The sequence below is a fragment of the Xanthomonas codiaei genome, from assembly GCF_002939785.1.
Taxonomy (GTDB): Bacteria; Pseudomonadota; Gammaproteobacteria; order Xanthomonadales; family Xanthomonadaceae; genus Xanthomonas; species Xanthomonas codiaei.
Genome location: NZ_MDEC01000019.1, coordinates 44199 through 62630, shown reverse-complemented (window position 1 = coordinate 62630; position 18432 = coordinate 44199). Strand labels below are relative to the sequence as shown.

Annotated in this window: 18 protein-coding genes and 1 other RNA gene; 12 read left to right on the top strand and 7 right to left on the bottom strand. The window is 66.7% G+C overall.

Annotated elements, in window-relative coordinates:
- Positions 1-168 precede the first annotated feature (168 nt).
- Positions 169-1071: an NAD-dependent epimerase/dehydratase family protein gene (locus XcodCFBP4690_RS14130; RefSeq protein ID WP_167394627.1), complete on the top strand. Its 903-nt coding sequence runs from the start codon at positions 169-171 to the stop codon at positions 1069-1071.
- A gap of 296 nt (positions 1072-1367) precedes the next feature.
- On the opposite strand, the gene XcodCFBP4690_RS14125 is transcribed toward XcodCFBP4690_RS14130, so the two are convergent.
- The 6 genes from XcodCFBP4690_RS14125 to XcodCFBP4690_RS14100 form a co-directional block, all read right to left on the bottom strand.
- Positions 1368-1856 carry an Mpo1 family 2-hydroxy fatty acid dioxygenase gene (locus XcodCFBP4690_RS14125; RefSeq protein WP_104541724.1) on the bottom strand — a complete coding sequence of 163 codons (489 nt, stop codon included), beginning with the start codon at positions 1854-1856 and terminating at the stop codon, positions 1368-1370.
- A 108-nt stretch (positions 1857-1964) separates the two neighbouring features.
- Positions 1965-3560, bottom strand: coding sequence for a M4 family metallopeptidase (locus XcodCFBP4690_RS14120; protein ID WP_104541723.1), 1596 nt, complete (start codon positions 3558-3560; stop codon positions 1965-1967).
- Positions 3561-4171: 611 nt separating this feature from the next.
- The gene (locus XcodCFBP4690_RS14115; RefSeq protein WP_410049665.1) at positions 4172-4630 is read right to left on the bottom strand and encodes a hypothetical protein; all 459 of its coding nucleotides are present in this window, start codon (positions 4628-4630) and stop codon (positions 4172-4174) included.
- A gap of 306 nt (positions 4631-4936) precedes the next feature.
- A non-coding RNA gene (locus tag XcodCFBP4690_RS14110) (sX9 sRNA) lies at positions 4937-5013 on the bottom strand.
- Positions 5014-5073: 60 nt separating this feature from the next.
- Entirely contained in the window at positions 5074-5724 is a 651-nt protein-coding gene (locus XcodCFBP4690_RS14105; protein ID WP_104541719.1) for a hypothetical protein, read from the bottom strand.
- A 196-nt stretch (positions 5725-5920) separates the two neighbouring features.
- The gene (locus tag XcodCFBP4690_RS14100) at positions 5921-6847 is read right to left on the bottom strand and encodes a phosphoribosylaminoimidazolesuccinocarboxamide synthase (RefSeq protein WP_167394624.1); all 927 of its coding nucleotides are present in this window, start codon (positions 6845-6847) and stop codon (positions 5921-5923) included.
- Between the two features lie 209 nt (positions 6848-7056).
- Here XcodCFBP4690_RS14100 and XcodCFBP4690_RS14095 point away from each other — a divergent pair, with 209 nt between their 5' ends.
- Positions 7057-7386, top strand: a complete 330-nt coding sequence (locus XcodCFBP4690_RS14095) for a J domain-containing protein (RefSeq protein ID WP_104541715.1) — start codon at positions 7057-7059, stop codon at positions 7384-7386.
- Positions 7387-7488: 102 nt separating this feature from the next.
- On the opposite strand, the gene XcodCFBP4690_RS14090 is transcribed toward XcodCFBP4690_RS14095, so the two are convergent.
- Complete coding sequence (locus XcodCFBP4690_RS14090; RefSeq protein ID WP_104541713.1) at positions 7489-8328, bottom strand: outer membrane protein; 840 nt, start codon at positions 8326-8328, stop codon at positions 7489-7491.
- Between the two features lie 411 nt (positions 8329-8739).
- On the opposite strand from XcodCFBP4690_RS14090, the gene rpe reads away from it, so the two are divergent.
- The 10 genes from rpe (at position 8740) to trpD (ending at position 18421) form a co-directional block, all read left to right on the top strand.
- Positions 8740-9411, top strand: coding sequence for a ribulose-phosphate 3-epimerase (gene rpe, locus XcodCFBP4690_RS14085; RefSeq protein WP_104541711.1), 672 nt, complete (start codon positions 8740-8742; stop codon positions 9409-9411).
- Positions 9408-9899, top strand: coding sequence for a GNAT family N-acetyltransferase (locus tag XcodCFBP4690_RS14080; RefSeq protein ID WP_104541709.1), 492 nt, complete (start codon positions 9408-9410; stop codon positions 9897-9899). The genes rpe and XcodCFBP4690_RS14080 overlap by 4 nt, the downstream gene beginning before the upstream one ends.
- A 255-nt stretch (positions 9900-10154) precedes the next feature.
- A complete protein-coding gene (locus tag XcodCFBP4690_RS14075) occupies positions 10155-11135 on the top strand; it encodes a hypothetical protein (RefSeq protein WP_104541707.1) in 981 nt (326 codons plus the stop codon).
- 228 nt (positions 11136-11363) lie between these two features.
- Positions 11364-12293, top strand: a complete 930-nt coding sequence (yegS, locus tag XcodCFBP4690_RS14070; protein ID WP_104541705.1) for a lipid kinase YegS — start codon at positions 11364-11366, stop codon at positions 12291-12293.
- Between the two features lie 227 nt (positions 12294-12520).
- Positions 12521-13996 carry an anthranilate synthase component I gene (trpE, locus tag XcodCFBP4690_RS14065; RefSeq protein WP_104541703.1) on the top strand — a complete coding sequence of 492 codons (1476 nt, stop codon included), beginning with the start codon at positions 12521-12523 and terminating at the stop codon, positions 13994-13996.
- Positions 13996-15084, top strand: coding sequence for a threonine aldolase family protein (locus tag XcodCFBP4690_RS14060; protein WP_104541701.1), 1089 nt, complete (start codon positions 13996-13998; stop codon positions 15082-15084). Before trpE ends, XcodCFBP4690_RS14060 begins: the two co-directional genes overlap by 1 nt.
- 5 nt (positions 15085-15089) lie before the next feature.
- Complete coding sequence (locus XcodCFBP4690_RS14055) at positions 15090-15872, top strand: SIMPL domain-containing protein (RefSeq protein ID WP_104541778.1); 783 nt, start codon at positions 15090-15092, stop codon at positions 15870-15872.
- 10 nt (positions 15873-15882) lie between these two features.
- Positions 15883-16461, top strand: a complete 579-nt coding sequence (locus tag XcodCFBP4690_RS14050) for an anthranilate synthase component II (RefSeq protein ID WP_104541699.1) — start codon at positions 15883-15885, stop codon at positions 16459-16461.
- A 169-nt stretch (positions 16462-16630) separates the two neighbouring features.
- Positions 16631-17263: a flavin reductase family protein gene (locus XcodCFBP4690_RS14045; protein ID WP_104541697.1), complete on the top strand. Its 633-nt coding sequence runs from the start codon at positions 16631-16633 to the stop codon at positions 17261-17263.
- A gap of 120 nt (positions 17264-17383) precedes the next feature.
- Complete coding sequence (trpD, locus tag XcodCFBP4690_RS14040) at positions 17384-18421, top strand: anthranilate phosphoribosyltransferase (protein WP_104541695.1); 1038 nt, start codon at positions 17384-17386, stop codon at positions 18419-18421.
- The last annotated feature ends 11 nt before the right edge of the window (positions 18422-18432 follow it).

Sequence of the window (18432 nt, the reverse complement as noted above, 5' to 3'; positions counted from 1 at the left end):
GCAGGGAACACAAGATTCGCGAGCAGGCCAGAGAGCTTAACAAATCGTTGACTGACGCCAGTGTCAACGTCGGCACTGCGTCCGCGCTGCCGACGTGGCCGAACGGCGACGCATTGGCATGGCGTACTCGGTATGCTGCAGTCATCCGTGACTCGTGTCTTCCGTCCTGTGACCGCTGCCAATCCCGCCCCAACCGCCGCTGCATCCGCGCCACGCGCCCTGGTTTTCGGCGGCAGCGGGCAGATTGGCGAGCGGTTGCTGGCCCGGCTGCTCAGCGGCGGCTGGCAGGTCACCGCATGGTCGCGCCAGCCGCGCGCCGCGCGCCCGGGCCTGATCTGGCGGCAAGGCGATCTGGCGGTGCCGGCAGCGCCAGGCGAGACCTTCGAAGCGATCTTCAGTTGCGGTCCGCTGGACCACTTCGCACGCTGGTATGCCGAAAATCCGGTGCGTGCGCCGCGTATCGTGGCGTTCGGTTCCACCAGTCTGGAGGTCAAGCAGCATTCGGTCGATGCCGCCGAGCGCGACGTGGCGCAGCGGCTGGCGAACGCCGAGCAAGCGCTGTTCTCGGCCGCGCAGGCGCGCGGCGCCACGGCCACGGTGCTGCGCCCGACCCTGGTGTATGGCACCGGGCGCGACAAGACCCTGACCCAGATCGCAGGCCTGGCGCAGCGCACCGGTGCCTTCGTGCTGCCCGTCGATGCCACCGGCCTGCGCCAGCCGGTGCATGTGGACGATCTGGCCAGCGCGGCGCTGGCGGTGATCGGCCAGCCGGCGACCCAGCAACGCAGTTATGCCGTTGGCGGTGGCGAAGTGCTGGCCTACACGCAGATGGTGCAGCGTGTGCTGGCCGCGCTGCCGCGGCCGGCGCGGCTATACCAGGTGCCACCGGGCCTGTTCGGGTTTGCGCTCACGGCCGCCCATCGCCTGGGCCGCCTGCGTGGCATGAATGCCGCCGCGTTGCAGCGCATGCGCGAAGACCTGGTCTTCGATCTGGAGCCGGCGCGTCGCGATTTCGGCTACGCACCACGCGCGTTCCAGCCACTGCCGGAAGAGCTTGGCATCGGCGAGTGATGCAGCAGGTGGGGCGGGGATGGGCGCGGCCTCTGCCTCTGCCTCTGCCCAGCTGTCGGTAATCGCAGCGATCGCTAATCGCAGCGATCGCTTGAACACCTGCAATCTCGCGCGGTGATGCGGGCGGTATCACGCCGTGATGGCTTTCGGCGTGCTCGGGCCCTTGCTTGCGCGCATCACCCGATGCACGGGCAGGTCAACCTGGCGTTGCCTGAGACCCGCATGCACCGGCACGGGAGCGGCCTAACGCGCGGGCGCTGCCCGACGCGCTGTCCGCGTGCTGTCGTCGGCCACGCTCAGTAGCGCCAGCCCAGCTGGCGATAGGCCTTGGCCAGCACCCAGATCGGTCCGATCAGCAGATAGGTCAGGTCGGTCAGGAAGCTCGGCTTGCGGCCTTCGATCTTGTGGCCGACGAACTGGGCGATCCAGGCCACCACGAACACCGAGATCCCGGCGGCGAACAGCCCGTTGAGCCCGACCCGGCCTTCGATCAGCCGGCACAGGCAGCCGAAGAAAAAGAAGATCGCCAGCATGCCCAGCCCCAGCGGGCGCGAGAGCCGGTTGTAGTACGACCATGCCGCAAACATCGCCAGCGCCGCCCACACCCCGCTGCTGAACCAGGTGCCGCCGACCGGGATGCACCACAGCAAGGCCACCACCGACCACAGGATGGCCGGCACCGCCACCACGTGGATGTGCTGGTTGGTGGCGTTGCGATGGTCGTCGGAGTAGCTGGCGAAATAGCGGTCGATCACGCGTGCGGTGGTGGTGGTGCGTTCGGTCATGTTCCCTCCCAGGAATGACCCAAGCATACGCGTGCGAACGGCCATGGTGGCGCTGTGCGAGATACCGGACGCTGCCACGCGGCGAGTGCGTGGCAGCGCCGGCGTAGATCAGTTCACCGATACCGCACTCCAGGCCGCCGCCACGGCGCGGTATTGCGTGGAGTTGCTGCCATACAGGTCGGTGGCCGCGCTCAGCGTCGCCCGGCGCGCGGCCGCGTAGTTGCTGGAGGAGGTCATATAGACCGTGAGCGCGCGGTACCAGATGCGGCTGGCCGCGGCACGACCGATCGCGGTCAATGCGGTAGTGCCGTTGCAGACCAGGCTGGCCGGGGTCAGGTTGTAGCTGGTGCCCGCACCGAAGCCGCCCGGCACCACCGCACCTTCGGCCAGCAGATAGTAGAAGTGATTGGCCACGCCGGAGCTGTAGTGCACGTTGAGCGAGCCCAGGTTGCTGCGATAGCAATCGGGCGAATCGCCATCCAGGCTGGGCTTGAACATGTAGCGCAGCGCCAGCGTTCCGCTGCTGTTGCCCGGAACGATCTTCTCGCCGATCAGGTAATTGCCGGGCTGCGCGCTGTTGTTGGCGGAAAATTCCACCATCGCGCCCATGATGTCGGACGTGGCTTCGTTCAATCCGCCCGATTCGCCTGAATACACCAGGCGCGCCGAGCGGCTGGTCACGCCATGGGTCATCTCGTGGCCGGCCACATCCACCGACACCAGTGGCGTGAACGTGCTGCCGTCGCCATCGCCGAAGGTCATGCAGAAGCAGCTGTCCTGCCAAAACGCGTTGTTGTAGCGGCTGCCGTAGTGCACACGGCTGCGTGCGCCCTTGCCATCGTTGGCGATGCCACTGCGCGCATGGGTGTTCTTGAAGTAGTCCCAGGTCAACGCCACGCCATAATGCGCATCCACCGCCGCGGTCACCGTATCGGTGTTGGCGCCGTTGCCCCAGGCGTTGTCGGCATCGGTGACCAGCGTGCCGTTGCCGGAAGTGCTGTTGCGCATGGTGTAGGTGGCGCCACCGCCGCGCCCGAGGTCGGTGAGTTCGAACCCGTTGCTGCAGCGCGTGGTCGCCAGCGCCACGCTGCCCGCGTACAGCGAGCGTCCGCTGCCTGCGGCACTGGTGCCTCCCGCGCAGGCGGTATGCACCGTGTCCCAGGCCTCCAGGATGCGTTGATCCACTGCATCGACGATGTAATGCATCTCGGTCGGCGTCTGATCGGGCTTGATACCGCTGTAGATCACCTCATACGCAAGGCGTGGGGCGCCCTGGCGTGCGTACAGCGCCAGGCTGGCACGCGGCGGCGCATCCTGCGGCACGTCGAACTGCGCGCCGGCCACACGCATCGCCGTGTCGGCATCGATGCCGGGGACCAGGCTGGGGCGCACCGGCGTGTCCAGGGTCTGGCTCAACTGACGCATCACCCCGCGCCGCGAATGCACTACCACGTCGCCGCCAATCACCGGCAAGCCCCGGTAGGTGCGATCGAAGCGCACGTGCTCGCTGCCATCGGCATCGACGATGCTCTCGCGCGCAATGAAGACATCGGCCGGCGCGCGATGTGCCATGGCCGATGCGGAATTGCCGAGCAATGCCTGTGCACGCGACACCGCCGCGTTGGCAGACAGGTCCGCCGCCGTGGCGGCAGCAGAAAACGACAGCGCGCAGCAGATCGCCGCGCCCAATACATGAAATTGCATGACGACTCTCTCCCAGAAAACGTGCAATGCAAAGACCTGCCGCACCCCCCCCGACGGCCGGTCGCCGGTGGCACCTCGGTGCCGGCAGTTACGCTTGCACAGTCCCGAACTGGGCAGTAGTAAAAATTACAGATGTATCGCGTTCTGTGCGCCCGGCCGCTTTGCGCTGCGGACCGCATCGCAGAGATGTGCCCATCCCATTGCGCACAGGGCATCAGCCGGCTTGCGGATGCGCAATCCCTCTGATGCGCTCAGCAGGTTGCGTGGGTGATGCGCCGACGCGTGGGCAATGCGGCAGACGATCGCGGTGAATGACACGGTTCCATGAATTCAACGCTCCACCGCAGGACGTCGAGGCGGCGCCGTCGTTGGCGCGCTTGGTGCACTCGTTTCAGACATCGGTTTGTCACCGCAGGCCGATAGGCACAGCGAGCACAGGTAGCAGAAACATGTCGCATCGCATCAGTTGGCCTCCTTGGAGATTTCATCGAAGTGGCTGCGCCCCTGTGCCCACTCCATCGGAACGAATGCTGGCGGTTCACTTGGCCACGGAAGTGCCGTCGATGTATCCATTTTGACCTCGCCAACGCGGATTCCATCGGCCTGCCGGATTACAGCGACTGGTCGTCCACCTTGACCAGCGTCCAGCAGGGGCGCTGTGCAAAATGGTAGACCTGCTGGCCACCGGTGTCCGGTGTACGGACCAGCACCTGGCGACCGCCAGCGTCCTCGGAGACGACGACCTCGCGGCCGCCGTTGCGGGCAGCATCCAGGTTAGGGATGACCGGCCACTCGACCGTCGCGAGTGGGACCTCGCGCACCACCGGTGCCGGCTCAGGCTGCGCCTCCAGGTCGAGCTGGATCATGGTGAGCGGATCGGCGGTGGCCTTCTCCTGCACCGCGATCTCCGCACCGAAGCGTTTCAAGAACGAGGAGAAGTCGGCATCCGGGCAATTCGCTACCGGCGCCGGCGCCGCAGCTGCGGCGGCGGTCGCCGACGCGGCGGCTGTCGGCGCGCCTGAAGCTGCCGGCGGCGCCTGCGCGGAGCAAGCCGCAAGCGCGAGGCTCAATGCTAGAGCCGTCAGAGTAGTACGGTAACCAACCAATCGATCCTCCTGATCGTGTCGGGGCAGCATCAGCGCGGCGAGAGTCTATCGGCGGCCAGGTTGTGGTGTGGGAACGTCCTTCAGTCGAAGCATCGGTGCCAGTGAAGGCGCTGCGCATCAACGCGCGGAGCCGTGGTCCCAAGGTACACGCTCGTTCCGGTGCGCCGCGCACGCTCAGCGATCGAGCGGATGTGTCGTGGTACCTCATGTCGGCACACGCGCGCAGCACGCTCCCCTCTACCTCTCGATGTGCCGAACGTACCTGCGAGCGGCTAGCAAAACGTAGCGAGCAGTCGCCAGGTAGGTGTGGACTGCGCGCTTGGAATCGGACTGCACGAGTAGTACATGCATCATCAAGCATCGGCTGCGCCCGCCTGGCGATGAGGGCAGTGGTTCTGTCAGCTGCCCTAGATACCGTTCGAAAAAACGTCCAATGCAGCTGCATCGACCCAGCCCTGTGCACAGTCGCCTGTATCGCGACCCTGCGCAGCAGGCCGGCAGGCCGCGCCGGTAGTGGGCTGCAAACGTTTGATCGGCCTGTCGCCATACGTTTGGCACAGTGCCGCGTTCTTGCACGCTGCCACGCTGCTCGCCGGGATCGCGACGACGTAGTAATAACGCGGGTGCTGTCCGGCGCGAGCGATGCCTTGTATGCAGATGAGTTGACCTTGCGCCAGGTGGGCAGTGGCCGTTGCAGTGCTGCCCGTGGCTGGCACGGCATCGAGAATGTCGGCGCCGCTTGTGCGCGCAACGCCTGCGAAGAATCCTTTATCCCCGCACTCCGGTAGCAGCTCCACATCGTAGAAATCGCCTGCATCGACATTGCCTGCCGTGCAGCCTGTGCCAGAGAGTGGAGTGGTACACGTCACGCCACTGGCCTGGATCACCGCTGCCAATTGCTGACCGACCGCCGTAACCGGCGCAGGAGCCGCCGGTAACCCGCGCGCTGCGGCCTGCGCATTGGGCTCGCCTGCGCTGCAGGCCATCGCTGCAAACAACAGCGCAGGCAGTATGGCGCCAGGCAACGGAGTGAGGCGGTCATTTGAAGGGCGCGACATCGTCAAAACCTGGCTGCTGGGTAGGTGATCACTGTTGAAACAAGCCGTCGGAAGACCTCTCGCACATCATCAAGCGCGCACACTGTCCTGTTTCAAGCGCGCATGATCGATCGATGCATTACCGGCATCTCCAGTGCCGGCTCCGATGATCGGCGACCGCAAAAAATCAAAGCCCCGCAGTCGGGGCTTTACCGCATCAATCGACCGAAATACCCGCCAGCCGCTGCAATGCTTCGGCGTACTTGGCACGCGTGCGGTCGATCACTTCCGCCGGCAGGCTCGGGCCCGGTGCGGTCTTGCCCCAGTCCAGCGTCTCCAGATAATCGCGCACGAACTGCTTGTCGTAGCTCGGCGGGCTGGTGCCCACTTCGTACTGGTCGGCCGGCCAGTAGCGCGACGAGTCCGGGGTCAGCATCTCGTCCATGATGTGCAGGCGACCATCGGCATCGGTGCCGAATTCGAATTTGGTGTCGGCCAGCAGGATGCAGCGCTCGGCGGCAAAGTCCGCCGCGAAGCGATAGATGCGCAAGGTGGCATCGCGCACGCGCTCGGCCAGTTCGGCGCCGACGGTCTTGACCATGGCATCGAAGTCGATGTTTTCGTCGTGGTCGCCGACGGCGGCCTTGGTGGACGGGGTGAAGATCGGCTCGGGCAGTTTCTCGGCCTGGCGCAGGCCGTCGGGCAGTTCGATGCCGCTGACCTTGCCGGTGCGCTGGTAGTCCTTCCAGCCGCTGCCGATCAGGTAACCACGGGCGATCGCTTCCACCGGCACCGGCTTGAGCTTGCGCGTGACCACCGCGCGCTTGGCGTACAGCGCCGGGTCCACACCGTCGGGCAGCACCTGTTCGACACCGATGTTGACCAGATGGTTGGGCATTAGGTGGTCGGTCTTGTGGAACCAGAAGTTGGACACCTGGCAGAGCATTTCGCCCTTGCCCGGAATCGGGTCCGGCAGCACCACGTCGAACGCGGACAGGCGGTCGGTGGCCACCATCAACAGGTAGTCGCCCGGAGGGGCGTCGGCGGGCAGGCGATCGCGGGGAATATCGAAGACATCGCGGACCTTGCCACGGTGACGCAACGGCAGGCCGGGCAGATCGGATTGCAACAGCGTGGTCGACACAGGCACTCCTAAGGACGTCGCAATGACGCTGTCCCCGGGACCCGGCGGGCCCGCGGGTGGGCAGCGGGCCGCGTAGTGTACGGCGCTTCGTCGTGCCCCGCTGGATTTATCTGGCTGCCGCCGCAAACGCGCTGTGGACGGCGTGTCAGCCAGGCCGGGCGGGGGTTCGGGTAAGATCGCCAACCCGTCTTCCCCACCCCCGATCGCCCATGTCCTGGTACGGAAAACTGCTCGGCGCATTGGCCGGCGCCCTGCTGTTTCGCGGTGCGCCGATCGTGGGACTGATGATCGGCCTGGCGATAGGGCATGCGGTGGACGCCGGCTGGTTCAAGCGCCGGGCCGACAATCCCTACGAAGCACTGGGGCTGGAGCCGGACGCCACCGCCGCCGAGATCGACCTGGCCTATCGCCGGCTGATGTCGCGCTACCACCCCGACAAGGTGGCCAACGCCGAGCCGGAGGCGCGCCGCCAGGCCGAAAAGAAGGCCAGCCAGATCAACGCCGCCTACGACCGCATCCAGCGGATGCGCAAGCGCTGAGCGCCGCACTCCGGACAAAACGGCCGGCAGTCGCCGCCGGTGGGCAAGCGCCACTGCAGCGTCATCGGGCCTGACCGTGGCGGCCAGGCCCGGCTGCGTGGCTCAGAAGCGGTAGCCCAGGGTCAGGCGAATCGCATTGGTCGAAAAATCGGTATCGGTGCGGCGCAGATCGGTGCCGGCAGGATTGACGCGCAGGAAGGGGTTGTTGGCCGGCGCCGTGCCCGGCCCGACGCGCACGCGGGTGTCTTCGTCCTGCAGGCGGGTGAACAGGTATTCCACGCCGACCGAGACATGCTCGCTCAGCCGACGCTGCAGGCCCACACCGGCCTGGTAGCCATCGGCACTGTCGCCGCCGCGGCCGGTAAAGCTGTTGGCGGTGTTGCTGCTGGCAAAGCTGTGGTCGAACTCGCCGCGCGCCACGCCGGCGGTGAAATACGCCAGGTAATCGCCTTGCGCGCCGAAGGCATAGCCGATGCGGCCACGCAGCGCGGCGGTGCGATCGAGTTGGCGGGTGAAGGTGTACAGCGCAGGCGTCGTACTGAACGCGCTGACGCTGTCGCGGATGTCGTTGCGGGTGTACTCGGCCACCACGCCATAGACCCAGTTGCCGGCCTGCCAGTCGTAGCCCAGCCGCGCGCCGTACTCGGCCCCACCCTTGTCCTTGCTGCAGCCGCTGGCCGGCGTGCGCCCGGCCGCCGCGCCGCCGCAGAAGCCCGGGGAGAAGGCATCGGCACCGGTGGCGGTGCTGACCTGGTCGCCATCGCGGCCATCCAGGTCGGTATCGAAGCCGAAGCGGCCGCCAGACACGCCAGCCGGATCGGCGCCACCGACAGTGGCGCCGATGGAAAAACCGGACCAGTCGGCCGGGCCGGATTGCGCCCAGGCAGCGGGCGACAGCGCCAACAGCACGGTGGCGACGGAAGCGAGCGGGGTGGTTTTCATGCGGTCTCCTTGCAGCTGACGCAGTGCGCCGGTTCAGTACCTACGCGCTTGGGTCCGCTACGGATGCACTGCCAATGATGTTTTGAGCAGTGGTCGTCCTGCTGGGGCCGCCAGGCAGTGGCCTCGACAATGCGGCAGGCAATGCCGGCGCACACGCCCGGCGGCGCCGCGGCCCGGTCGCCGGCATGCAGGGCAGGGCGGGTTCCTCCCCGTCCGCCGTGGTTGCGTCGAGGCAGGCGCTGCGAGCGCGGCGGCGCGCATATCCCCGGGCGCCGGGATGCCGGGATGCCAGGCATCCCGGCTGCCCCTGTGTGCGCCATGGCTGCCTCAGGCCGTCTGCCGCCGCGCTCGGCTTTCCTCGCCGGGCCACGGTTGCGACAATGGGCCTCCTGCAATTTTTCCGAGCTGCCCATGCAACCGACGGCCATCGCCCCGTCCATCCTGTCCGCCGATTTCGCCCGTCTGGGCGAGGAAGTGGACAACGTCCTGAAGGCCGGCGCCGACTGGGTGCACTTCGATGTGATGGACAACCACTACGTGCCCAATCTGACCATCGGCCCGATGGTCTGCCAGGCGCTGCGCAAGCACGGCATCGTCGCGCCGATCGATGTGCACCTGATGGTGGAGCCGGTGGACCGCATCGTGCCGGACTTTGCCGACGCCGGCGCCACCACCATCAGCTTCCACCCCGAAGCCAGCCGCCACGTGCACCGCACCGTCCAGCTGATCAAGTCGCATGGCTGCCAGGCCGGCTTGGTGCTCAATCCGGCCACTCCGGTGGATATTCTGGACTGGGTGCTGCCGGAATTGGATCTGGTGCTGGTGATGTCGGTCAATCCCGGCTTCGGCGGGCAGGCCTTCATTCCGTCGGCGCTGGACAAGCTGCGCGCCATCCGCCGCAAGATCGACGCCACCGGCAAGCCGATCCGGCTGGAGATCGACGGTGGGGTCAAGGCCGACAACATCGGTGCGATTGCCGCCGCCGGTGCCGATACCTTCGTGGCCGGCTCGGCGATCTTCAACGCGCCCGACTATGCGCAGGTCATCGCGCAGATGCGCGCGGCAGTGGACGCAGTGCGATGAGCCCGGCTGCGCCGCAGATTCGCACGGCCACGCCAGACGATGTGCCGCTGCTGCACGAGTTGATCACCGCGCTGGCGGTCTACGAGCGCGAGCCCGATGCGGTCACGGCCACCCAGGACGATCTGCGCGCCAGCCTGTTCGGCGACGGCGCCACCGCGCATGCGCTGATCTGCGAGCAGGACGGCCAGGCGCTGGGATTTGCGGTGTATTTCTTCAACTATTCGACCTGGCTCGGCCGCAACGGCCTGTACCTGGAAGACCTGTTCGTGCGCCCGCAGGCGCGCGGCAAGGGGGCAGGCCTGGCGCTGTTGCGGCACCTGGCGCAGCTGGCGGTGCAGCGCGGCTGCGGGCGGTTCGAGTGGTCGGTGCTGGACTGGAATCAGCCGGCGATCGACTTCTACCAGGCAGTCGGCGCCCGCCCGATGGACGAGTGGACCGTGTACCGGCTCGATGGCGAGCGACTGGCAGCCTTTGCCGCAGGCGGCTGAGCGCAGCGGTCGACGCGGCAAGGAACGTTCGACCCTTGCGCTGACGCGCAGAGATGGCCTCAGCAGCGAAGCCTCACGGTGCGGTTGGCTGAACGATCCTGGCGGTGCGGTACGTGCCGGCGCGAGCAGCGCCAGCATGGCCGTGGTCGCGAACGATGGATATGCCTGTCGGCCTGAACAGGTGACTTTCGACCGATTGAACTTGCATCGGCCCGGTTCCAGCATCGGCGTCCCACGCACGCCGCCGTTGCCGAGATGAACGCTTTCAAGACCTGTTGTGTCGTCACCGCGCTGTATGGCGTCGGCCTGTTCGCCGGGCCGGGCCTGCTGCAGGCAGCGCCGGCGACGCCCTCCACGCCAGCCCCCGAGGCCGCCGTCGCCGCGCCGCTGCAATGGATCACGTTCGACACCCGTCAGACGTCGGGTATGCGCCCCTTCGTGCCTGCGCGTCTCAACGGGCAGCCAGTGTCGTTGATGGTGCACTCGCTGGCGTCGTTCTACATGCAGACCACGCACGCCAACGCGGCCCTGGCGGGGATCGCGCTGGAGGGCGAAACACGCAAGTTCGGCATCGAGTCCGAAGGCAAGCTCAGCGCGCTTGGCCGCCAATACGGGCACGCCAGCGAGCTTTCGGTTGGCGACGATGTGGCACGGGGCAAGCGCGTGGAAATCTTCGAAGTGCCGCAGAACGCGGCGGACGGCAAGCGCAAGGATGGCATGCTTGGCAGCCTGTGGTTGAACGACCGCGGCGCCATCATCGATTACCGGCGCCAGCGACTGGCCGTCCCTGCAAACGCCGCGGTCGCTCAGGCGTTCGATGCCGGTCTGGTCAAGGCCGGCTACAGCAAGCACGCCCTCCACTGGGACGATCGGGGCAAGCTCTATTACGTGCTGGCGTCCATCAACAGGGTGCCGGCGAAGATGCTGGTCAGCACGGTGGGCGGCGATGCGGTGGACGTCACGTTCAAGGACAGATACCGGCTCACTCTCCAGGCCCGGCGCGACGAGCAGGCTGGCCCGGCGGGCGCGGTCGTGCCGGTCTTCGACGTCGTCGGCCCGGCCACGCTGACGCTAGACGCCAAGCGTCTGCGCCCGTCCCCACTGCAGGCCTGGGACCGCAATGCCTATGATTCATCCAGCTCCGAATCCTCCTGCCACGGTGTGCTCGCCTCGGGCCTGATGTTCGAGAACGCCGCCGTGATCGACTTCAAGACCGGGCACATCTTCTTCAAGTAGGCATGCGGGCCGGTAGGCGGCCACAAAGAGAAGGCTGCTCCATCGGAGCGGCCTTCAAGAAAATTGGAGGCTGATCCTGCCTCCGCCCGTCGTCCCTGCTATGGCCTTCTATGCTCCTGGTCGGCGATGACACGGGCATGACAACCTGCCAGATATGCGTATTCACGATTCACCCATCGACCCGCTGCTAGCCTCTGACCACCATCATCCCCACCATCGGCAGTGCGCATGGCCCCGTCCCACTGGCGATTGATCCTCAACGGCAAGTCCACCGACAACGAGGACCTGCGCCAGGCGGTCGGCCGCCTGCGCAAGTGTGGCATCCGGCTGGAGGTGCGGGTGACCTGGGAAGAGGGCGACGCCGAGCGTTATGTTGCCGAAGCGGTGGCCGACGGCGTGCACACCGTGGTGGCCGGCGGCGGCGATGGCACCCTGAGCGAGGTGGCCGCCGCGCTCGCCCATCACCAGGGCGACGCCGCCACGTTGCCCTCGCTGGGCCTGGTACCGCTGGGCACCGCCAACGACTTCGCCACGGCCGCGAACATCCCCATCGAACCCCTCGACGCGCTCGACCTGATCGCCAGCCGTCCGGCGCAGGCGATCGACCTGCTGCGCCTGGACACCGCGCACGGGCCACACTGGTGCGCCAACATCGCCAGCGGTGGGTTCGGCACCCAAGTCACCGTGGAAACCGACGAAGGCCTGAAGAAGATGCTCGGCGGGCTGGCCTACCTGATCACCGGCATGTCGCGGCTGGGCCGGATCGACCCGATCAGCGCACGCTTCAGCGGCCCGGACTTCGGCTGGGAAGGCGAGTTCATCGCGCTCGGCCTGGGCAACGGCCGCCAGGCCGGCGGCGGCCAGGCGCTGTGCCCGGACGCGCTGATCGACGATGGCCTGCTCGACGTCACCATCGTGCCCGCACTCAACGGCGAGGTGGCCGCCACGCTCGGCACCCTGGTGACCAGCGGCAAGCAGGCTGCGCTCGAACGTGTGGCCGTGCGCGCCCGTCTGCCGTGGCTGGAGATCGCCTCGCATCAGCCGCTCACGCTGAACCTGGACGGCGAACCGGAGACTGCGTTGCAGTTCCGCATCGACTGCGTGCCGGCGCGGTTGCGGATGCATCTGCCTGAGCATTGCCCGCTGCTGGGTGGATGAGGCTGGGAATCGGGAATCGGGAATCGCAAAGGCGCAAGCGCTGCGCGCCGGCGCGGTTGAGTGGCGTTGTTTGTTGCCGGCTGCTGCCCTGGGCGTGCAGTTGCGCTACAGTAGCCCTGTGTCCCGCCTGACGACCCCACGCTCCTTCTCTTCCGCTCGCCGCTGGTGGCGATGGTGGCCCGTTGCCGTCGTCCGCCCCGCCACAGAGTCCCGGAAGGAAAGTCGTCTTGATCACTGCAGAGCAGTTCCAGCGCCAGGCCGCTGAAGGTCACACCCGTATCCCCGTTGTCCGGCAAGTGCTGTCCGACCTGGACACGCCGCTGTCGGTCTATCTGAAGCTCGCCGACGGCGCCTACACCTATCTGTTCGAGTCGGTCGAGGGCGGTGAGCGCTTCGGCCGCTACTCCATCATCGGCCTGCCGGCGCGGCGCGTGTACAGCTTCCGCGGCCACACGCTGGAGGTCAGCGAACACGGCGAAGTCATCGAAACCCGCGACGTCGCCGACCCCCTGGCCGAGGTGGATGCGCTGCGTGCCGAGCATTCGGTGCCGCAACTCGATGGCCTGCCCGGCTTCACCGGCGGGCTGGTCGGCTGGTTCGGCTTCGAGTGCATCCAGTACATCGAGCCGCGCCTGGGCAGCGGCGACAAGCCCGACGAACTGGGCACGCCCGACATCCTGCTGATGCTCTCCGAAGAGCTGGCGGTGTTCGACAACCTCAAGGGGCGGCTGTACCTGATCGTGCATGCCGACCCGCGCCAGCCGCAGGCCTATGTACGCGCCAATCGGCGTCTGGACGAACTGGCGCATCGCCTGCGTCAGGGCGGCGCCGGCTACCCGCAGGCACAGATCTCCGATGCCATCGACGAAGCCGATTTCCATTCCTCGTTTACCCGCGAGGAATATCACGCGGTGGTGCGCAAGGCGCAGGAATACGTGCGCGCCGGCGACATCTTCCAGGTGGTGCCCTCGCAACGGTTGCGTGTGCCGTTCCGTGCGCGCCCGGTGGATGTGTATCGCGCCTTGCGTGCGTTGAATCCATCGCCTTACATGTATTTTCTGGATGTCGGCGGCACGCAAGTCGTCGGCTCGTCGCCGGAAATCCTGGCACGCCTGCGCGATGGCTTGGTCACCGTGCGTCCCATCGCTGGCACCCGCCCGCGCGGCGCCACGCCGGAGCTGGACAAGGCGCTGGAAGAAGAATTGCTGGCCGATCCGAAAGAACGCGCCGAGCACGTGATGTTGATCGACCTGGGCCGCAATGACGTCGGTCGCGTGGCCGAACCGGGCACGGTCCAGGTGGGCGAGCAGTTCGTGATCGAACGCTATAGCCACGTCATGCACATCGTCAGCGAGGTCACCGGCACGCTCAAGGCCGGGCTCAATTACAGCGACGTGTTGCGCGCCACCTTCCCGGCCGGCACCGTCAGCGGCGCACCCAAGATCCGCGCGCTGGAAATCATCCGCGAGCTGGAGCCGGTCAAGCGCAACGTGTATTCGGGCGCAGTCGGCTACATCGGCTGGCATGGCGACGCCGATACCGCCATCGCCATCCGCACTGCGGTGATCCAGGACGGTTACCTGTACGTGCAGGCCGGCGGCGGCGTGGTCTACGACTCCGACCCCGACCTGGAATGGCAGGAAACCATGAACAAGGGACGCGCGCTGTTTCGCGCCGTCGCCCAGGCCGCCAAGGGGCTGTGATGGACGGGCAGGGCAGCGCTGCGCGCATCGGTTTTCGCAACGACTACAGCGAAGGCGCGCATCCGCGTGTGCTGCAGGCGATCGTGCAGGCCAGTGCCGAGCAGAACGCCGGCTATGGCACCGATCGGCATAGCGAACGTGCAGCCGCACTGATCCGCGATGCCATCGCGCAACCACGGGCCGCCGTGCATCTGTTGGTGGGCGGCACGCAGACCAATCTGATTGCGATCAGCGCATTCCTGCGCCCGCATCAGGCGGTGATTGCGGTCGAAGCCGGGCACATCGCCACGCACGAAACCGGCGCCATCGAAGCCACCGGCCACAAGGTGCTCACCGTGCCGGCGCTGCACGACAAGCTGACGCCGGCATTGATCGCGCCGGTGCTTGCGGTGCACGGCAACGAGCACATGGTGCAGCCGCGGCTGGTCTATCTCTCCAGCAGCACCGAGAGCGGCACCATCTACACCCGTGCCGAACTCGAAGCCTTGTCGCATTTCTGTCGCGCACACGATCTGCTGCTGTATCTGGACGGTGCGCGGCTGGGCGCGGCGCTGACTGCCAACGGCAACGATCTGGATCTGCCGACCATTGCCGCCCTCACCGATGCGTTTTACATCGGCGGCACCAAGAACGGTGCGCTGCTCGGCGAGGCCTTGGTCGTGATCCATCCTGACCTGCAGGCCGACCTGCGCTACCTCATCAAGCAACGCGGCGCGCTGCTGGCCAAGGGCATGGTGCTCGGCGCGCAGTTCGCCACCCTGTTCGAAGACGGCTTGTTCTTCGAACTGGCCGCGCACGCCAATGCCATGGCGCAGCGCCTGCGCGCCGGCCTGCTGGCCGCGGGCGTGGAGTTCGCCAGCGACTCGCCGACCAATCAGCAATTCATTGCCGTCACCGCCCAGCACGCCGAGCAACTCGCACGCCGCTACGACTTCGAACGCTGGGAAACGCGCAGCGATGGCCGGCTGGTCATTCGCTTCGTGACCTCGTGGGCGACCACGGCCGATGCTGTCGATCGCCTGTGCGCGGATGTTGCCGCGCTTTTGCGAGATCCCACACTCACGGCCGTTTCCAGGACACAAGGATGATGACGATGAAAAGACTCGCAGGTTGGATGCTCGCTGGCGCCCTGCTGTTGCCCACGATGGCATCGGCGCAGATCAATACCTTGCCATCGCAACCGCATCTGCTGGTGAAGGGGCAGGCGTTCCGCACCGTTGACCCGGATCGTTTCATCGTCGACCTCAAGGTCAGCAAGATCGACCTGCAGCCAGATCTGGCAAGGCAGTTCGTCGAGGAGCGCGCCAAGCAGGTCTTGCAGGGGCTGCAACGCAATCACGTAATGAAGGATTCGCTCTACGCCTCGGCACTGTCGATCTCTCCGCAATCTCGCTACGAGAACGGCAAGCTGACCTTTCAGGGAACCCAGGTGGAGCGCAAGATCCGCGGCACCTTTACGTCCTTGAAGGATGTGCGCGCCTTCCTCGGCGGATTGGATGCCAACGAAAACGTACAGGTGCTGTCGATGCAGACCGGCTACGCCGATGCCGCCACCTTGCGTGCAGAACTCAAGCGCGAAGCCGCCACGCAGTCGCGCGAATCTGCGCAGGGGCTCGCCGCCGCCTACGGCGTGCGGCTTGGCGGGATCTACAGCATCTCCGATGTGGCCCCCAGCTTTGCCTACGGTGTCGAAGCAGGCACCTGGTCGGCCCCCAACGCGCCAAGGCCAGGCTCGGTGGTCTCTCCGCCATCGCCGCCGGCCCCACCGTCGCCGCCCGCGCCAGCCGCTGGCGCGCAGGGCGTTGGCGAAAGCCTGCTGACCGGCACCATCACCTACACAGAAAACATCTATGCGGTCTTCCTGATCGCGCAATGAGTCCCTTGCCATGCTGCTGATGCTCGACAACTACGACAGCTTCACCTACAACCTCGTGCAGTACCTGCAGGCGCTGGGCGCCGAGGTCACGGTGGTGCGCAACGATGCGATGAGCGTCGATCAGATCGCTGCGCTCAGGCCCGAGCGCATCGTGATTTCGCCCGGCCCCTGCACGCCCAACGAGGCCGGTATCTCGTTGCAGCTGATCGAACGGCTGGGCCAGACCACGCCCATCCTGGGCGTGTGCCTGGGGCATCAGAGCATCGGCCAGGTGTATGGCGGCGATGTGATCCGTGCCGGCAACATCATGCATGGCAAGACCTCGCCGATCCGCCATGAGGGAAAAGGCGTGTTCGCCGGCCTGCCGGACAGCTATGAGGCCACGCGGTACCACTCGCTGGTGGTGGACAAGACCACGCTGCCGGAGGCATTGGAAGTCACCGCCTGGACCGAGAATCCGGATGGCTCCATCGAAGAGATCATGGGCCTGCGCCATCGCCAGTTCCCGGTCGAAGGCGTGCAGTTCCATCCCGAGTCCATCCTCACCCAGCACGGCCACGCCCTGCTGAAAAACTTCCTGGAGCGCTGATCGCGATGGTGTATGCAGCTGCCAGCCACGGCGATGCAGCGTCCGGTCGTGTCGATGCAATGGAGACCGGCGACCGTGCTGTCGGCACATCGCCGCGTCGAATGCTGCGCCGGCAGCGAGTGACCATGTCGCTACCGTCTCGGACGTTGTTGCCGGGATCCGCATCCCCATGAGCACGTTCGACGACAGCATCCATTTCTATGAGCCGGCCCGGGGCCACGGGCTGCCGCACGACCCCTTCAATGCCATCGTCGGCCCGCGTCCGATCGGCTGGATCGGTTCGCGCAGCGCCGACGGCGTGGTCAACCTGGCGCCCTACAGCTTCTTCAACGCGTTCAACTACACCCCGCCGATCGTTGGGTTCGCCAGCATCGGCCGCAAGGACAGCCTGCGCAACATCGAGGCCACCGGCGAGTTCACCTGGAACCTGGCCACGCGCCCATTGGCCGAGGCGATGAATGCCAGCGCAGCGATGGTGCCGGCGGAGGTCGACGAATTCGTGCTGGCGGGCCTGCAGGCCGCACCGTCGCGGTTGATCGATGTGCCGCGCGTCGCGGCGAGCCCGGTCAGTTTCGAATGCCGGCTGAGCCAGCTGGTGCCGCTGCAGACCGCAGCCGGCGAATCGATCCAGACCTGGCTGGTGCTGGGCGAGGTGATCGGCGTGCATCTGGCGCGCGCTGCGCTGCAGGACGGGGTCTACGATCCGGCCGCCGTGCAGACCATCCTGCGGGCCGGTGGTCCGGCCGATTATTTCGAAGTGCTGCCGCAGGCGCGCTTCCGGATGCGGCGCCCGGGCCAATGAATCGGTTGGCAGGGTTCGCATTTGTCCATGCCTGCAGCGCACGGCGCGCGCGGGTCACCGGCGCGATCTGATCCACTGCCGCACGCAGCTTTCCTCCTTCACGTTCTCCACGGTCGCCTCATGCCCATCACCCCGCAAGAAGCCCTGCAGCGCACCATCGAACACCGCGAAATCTTCCATGACGAAATGGTCGAGCTGATGCGGCAGATCATGCGTGGCGAGGTCTCGGACATGATGGTCGCGGCCATCCTCACCGGGCTGCGGGTCAAGAAGGAGACCATCGGCGAGATCGCCGGCGCCGCCACGGTGATGCGCGAGTTCTCGCGCCGCGTGGAGGTGAACGATCGCCAGCACATGGTGGATATCGTCGGCACCGGCGGCGATGGCTCGCACACCTTCAACATCTCCACCTGCGCGATGTTCGTGGCCGCCGCTGCCGGCGCCAAAGTAGCCAAGCACGGCAATCGCAGCGTCTCGTCCAAGTCCGGCAGCGCCGATGCGCTGGAGGCGCTGGGCGCGGTGATCGAGTTGCAACCCGAGCAGGTGGCCGCATCGCTGGCGCAGACCGGCATCGGCTTCATGTATGCGCCGGTGCATCACCCGGCCATGAAGGTGGTGGCGCCGGTGCGGCGCGAAATGGGCGTGCGCACCATCTTCAACATCCTCGGCCCGCTGACCAACCCGGCCGGCTCGCCCAACATCCTGATGGGCGTGTTCCATCCGGACCTGGTCGGCATCCAGGCGCGCGTGCTGCAGGAGCTGGGCGCCGAGCGCGCATTGGTGGTGTGGGGGCGCGATGGCATGGACGAGCTATCGCTCGGCGCCGGCACCCTGGTCGGCGAACTGCGCGATGGCCAGGTGCGCGAGTACGAGGTACACCCGGAAGACTTCGGCATTGCGATGTCGGCCAGCCGCAACCTCAAGGTGGCCGATGCGGCCGAATCGCGCACGATGCTGCTGCAGGTGCTGGACAACATCCCCGGCCCGGCGCTGGATATCGTCGTGCTCAACGCCGGCGCCGCGCTGTATGTGGCCGGTGTGGCCGACAGCATCGCCGACGGTGTCGCGCGCGCGCGCGCCGTGCTGGCCGATGGCTCGGCGCGCGCCAGGCTGGAGGCCTATGTGGCCTTCACCCGCCAGATCGCCGTGCAGCCGTGATCGCGCGCTAC

Excerpts from the sequence above, each read along its gene's own strand:
- XcodCFBP4690_RS14125 (WP_104541724.1), bottom strand. The coding sequence starts at position 1,856 with ATGACCGAACGCACCACCACCACCGCACGCGTGATCGACCGCTATTTC.
- XcodCFBP4690_RS14120 (WP_104541723.1), bottom strand. The coding sequence starts at position 3,560 with ATGCAATTTCATGTATTGGGCGCGGCGATCTGCTGCGCGCTGTCGTTT.
- XcodCFBP4690_RS14105 (WP_104541719.1), bottom strand. The coding sequence starts at position 5,724 with ATGTCGCGCCCTTCAAATGACCGCCTCACTCCGTTGCCTGGCGCCATA.
- XcodCFBP4690_RS14095 (WP_104541715.1), top strand. The coding sequence starts at position 7,057 with ATGTCCTGGTACGGAAAACTGCTCGGCGCATTGGCCGGCGCCCTGCTG.
- XcodCFBP4690_RS14090 (WP_104541713.1), bottom strand. The coding sequence starts at position 8,328 with ATGAAAACCACCCCGCTCGCTTCCGTCGCCACCGTGCTGTTGGCGCTG.
- rpe (WP_104541711.1), top strand. The coding sequence starts at position 8,740 with ATGCAACCGACGGCCATCGCCCCGTCCATCCTGTCCGCCGATTTCGCC.
- XcodCFBP4690_RS14080 (WP_104541709.1), top strand. The coding sequence starts at position 9,408 with ATGAGCCCGGCTGCGCCGCAGATTCGCACGGCCACGCCAGACGATGTG.
- XcodCFBP4690_RS14075 (WP_104541707.1), top strand. The coding sequence starts at position 10,155 with ATGAACGCTTTCAAGACCTGTTGTGTCGTCACCGCGCTGTATGGCGTC.
- yegS (WP_104541705.1), top strand. The coding sequence starts at position 11,364 with ATGGCCCCGTCCCACTGGCGATTGATCCTCAACGGCAAGTCCACCGAC.
- XcodCFBP4690_RS14060 (WP_104541701.1), top strand. The coding sequence starts at position 13,996 with ATGGACGGGCAGGGCAGCGCTGCGCGCATCGGTTTTCGCAACGACTAC.
- XcodCFBP4690_RS14055 (WP_104541778.1), top strand. The coding sequence starts at position 15,090 with ATGAAAAGACTCGCAGGTTGGATGCTCGCTGGCGCCCTGCTGTTGCCC.
- XcodCFBP4690_RS14050 (WP_104541699.1), top strand. The coding sequence starts at position 15,883 with ATGCTGCTGATGCTCGACAACTACGACAGCTTCACCTACAACCTCGTG.
- XcodCFBP4690_RS14045 (WP_104541697.1), top strand. The coding sequence starts at position 16,631 with ATGAGCACGTTCGACGACAGCATCCATTTCTATGAGCCGGCCCGGGGC.
- trpD (WP_104541695.1), top strand. The coding sequence starts at position 17,384 with ATGCCCATCACCCCGCAAGAAGCCCTGCAGCGCACCATCGAACACCGC.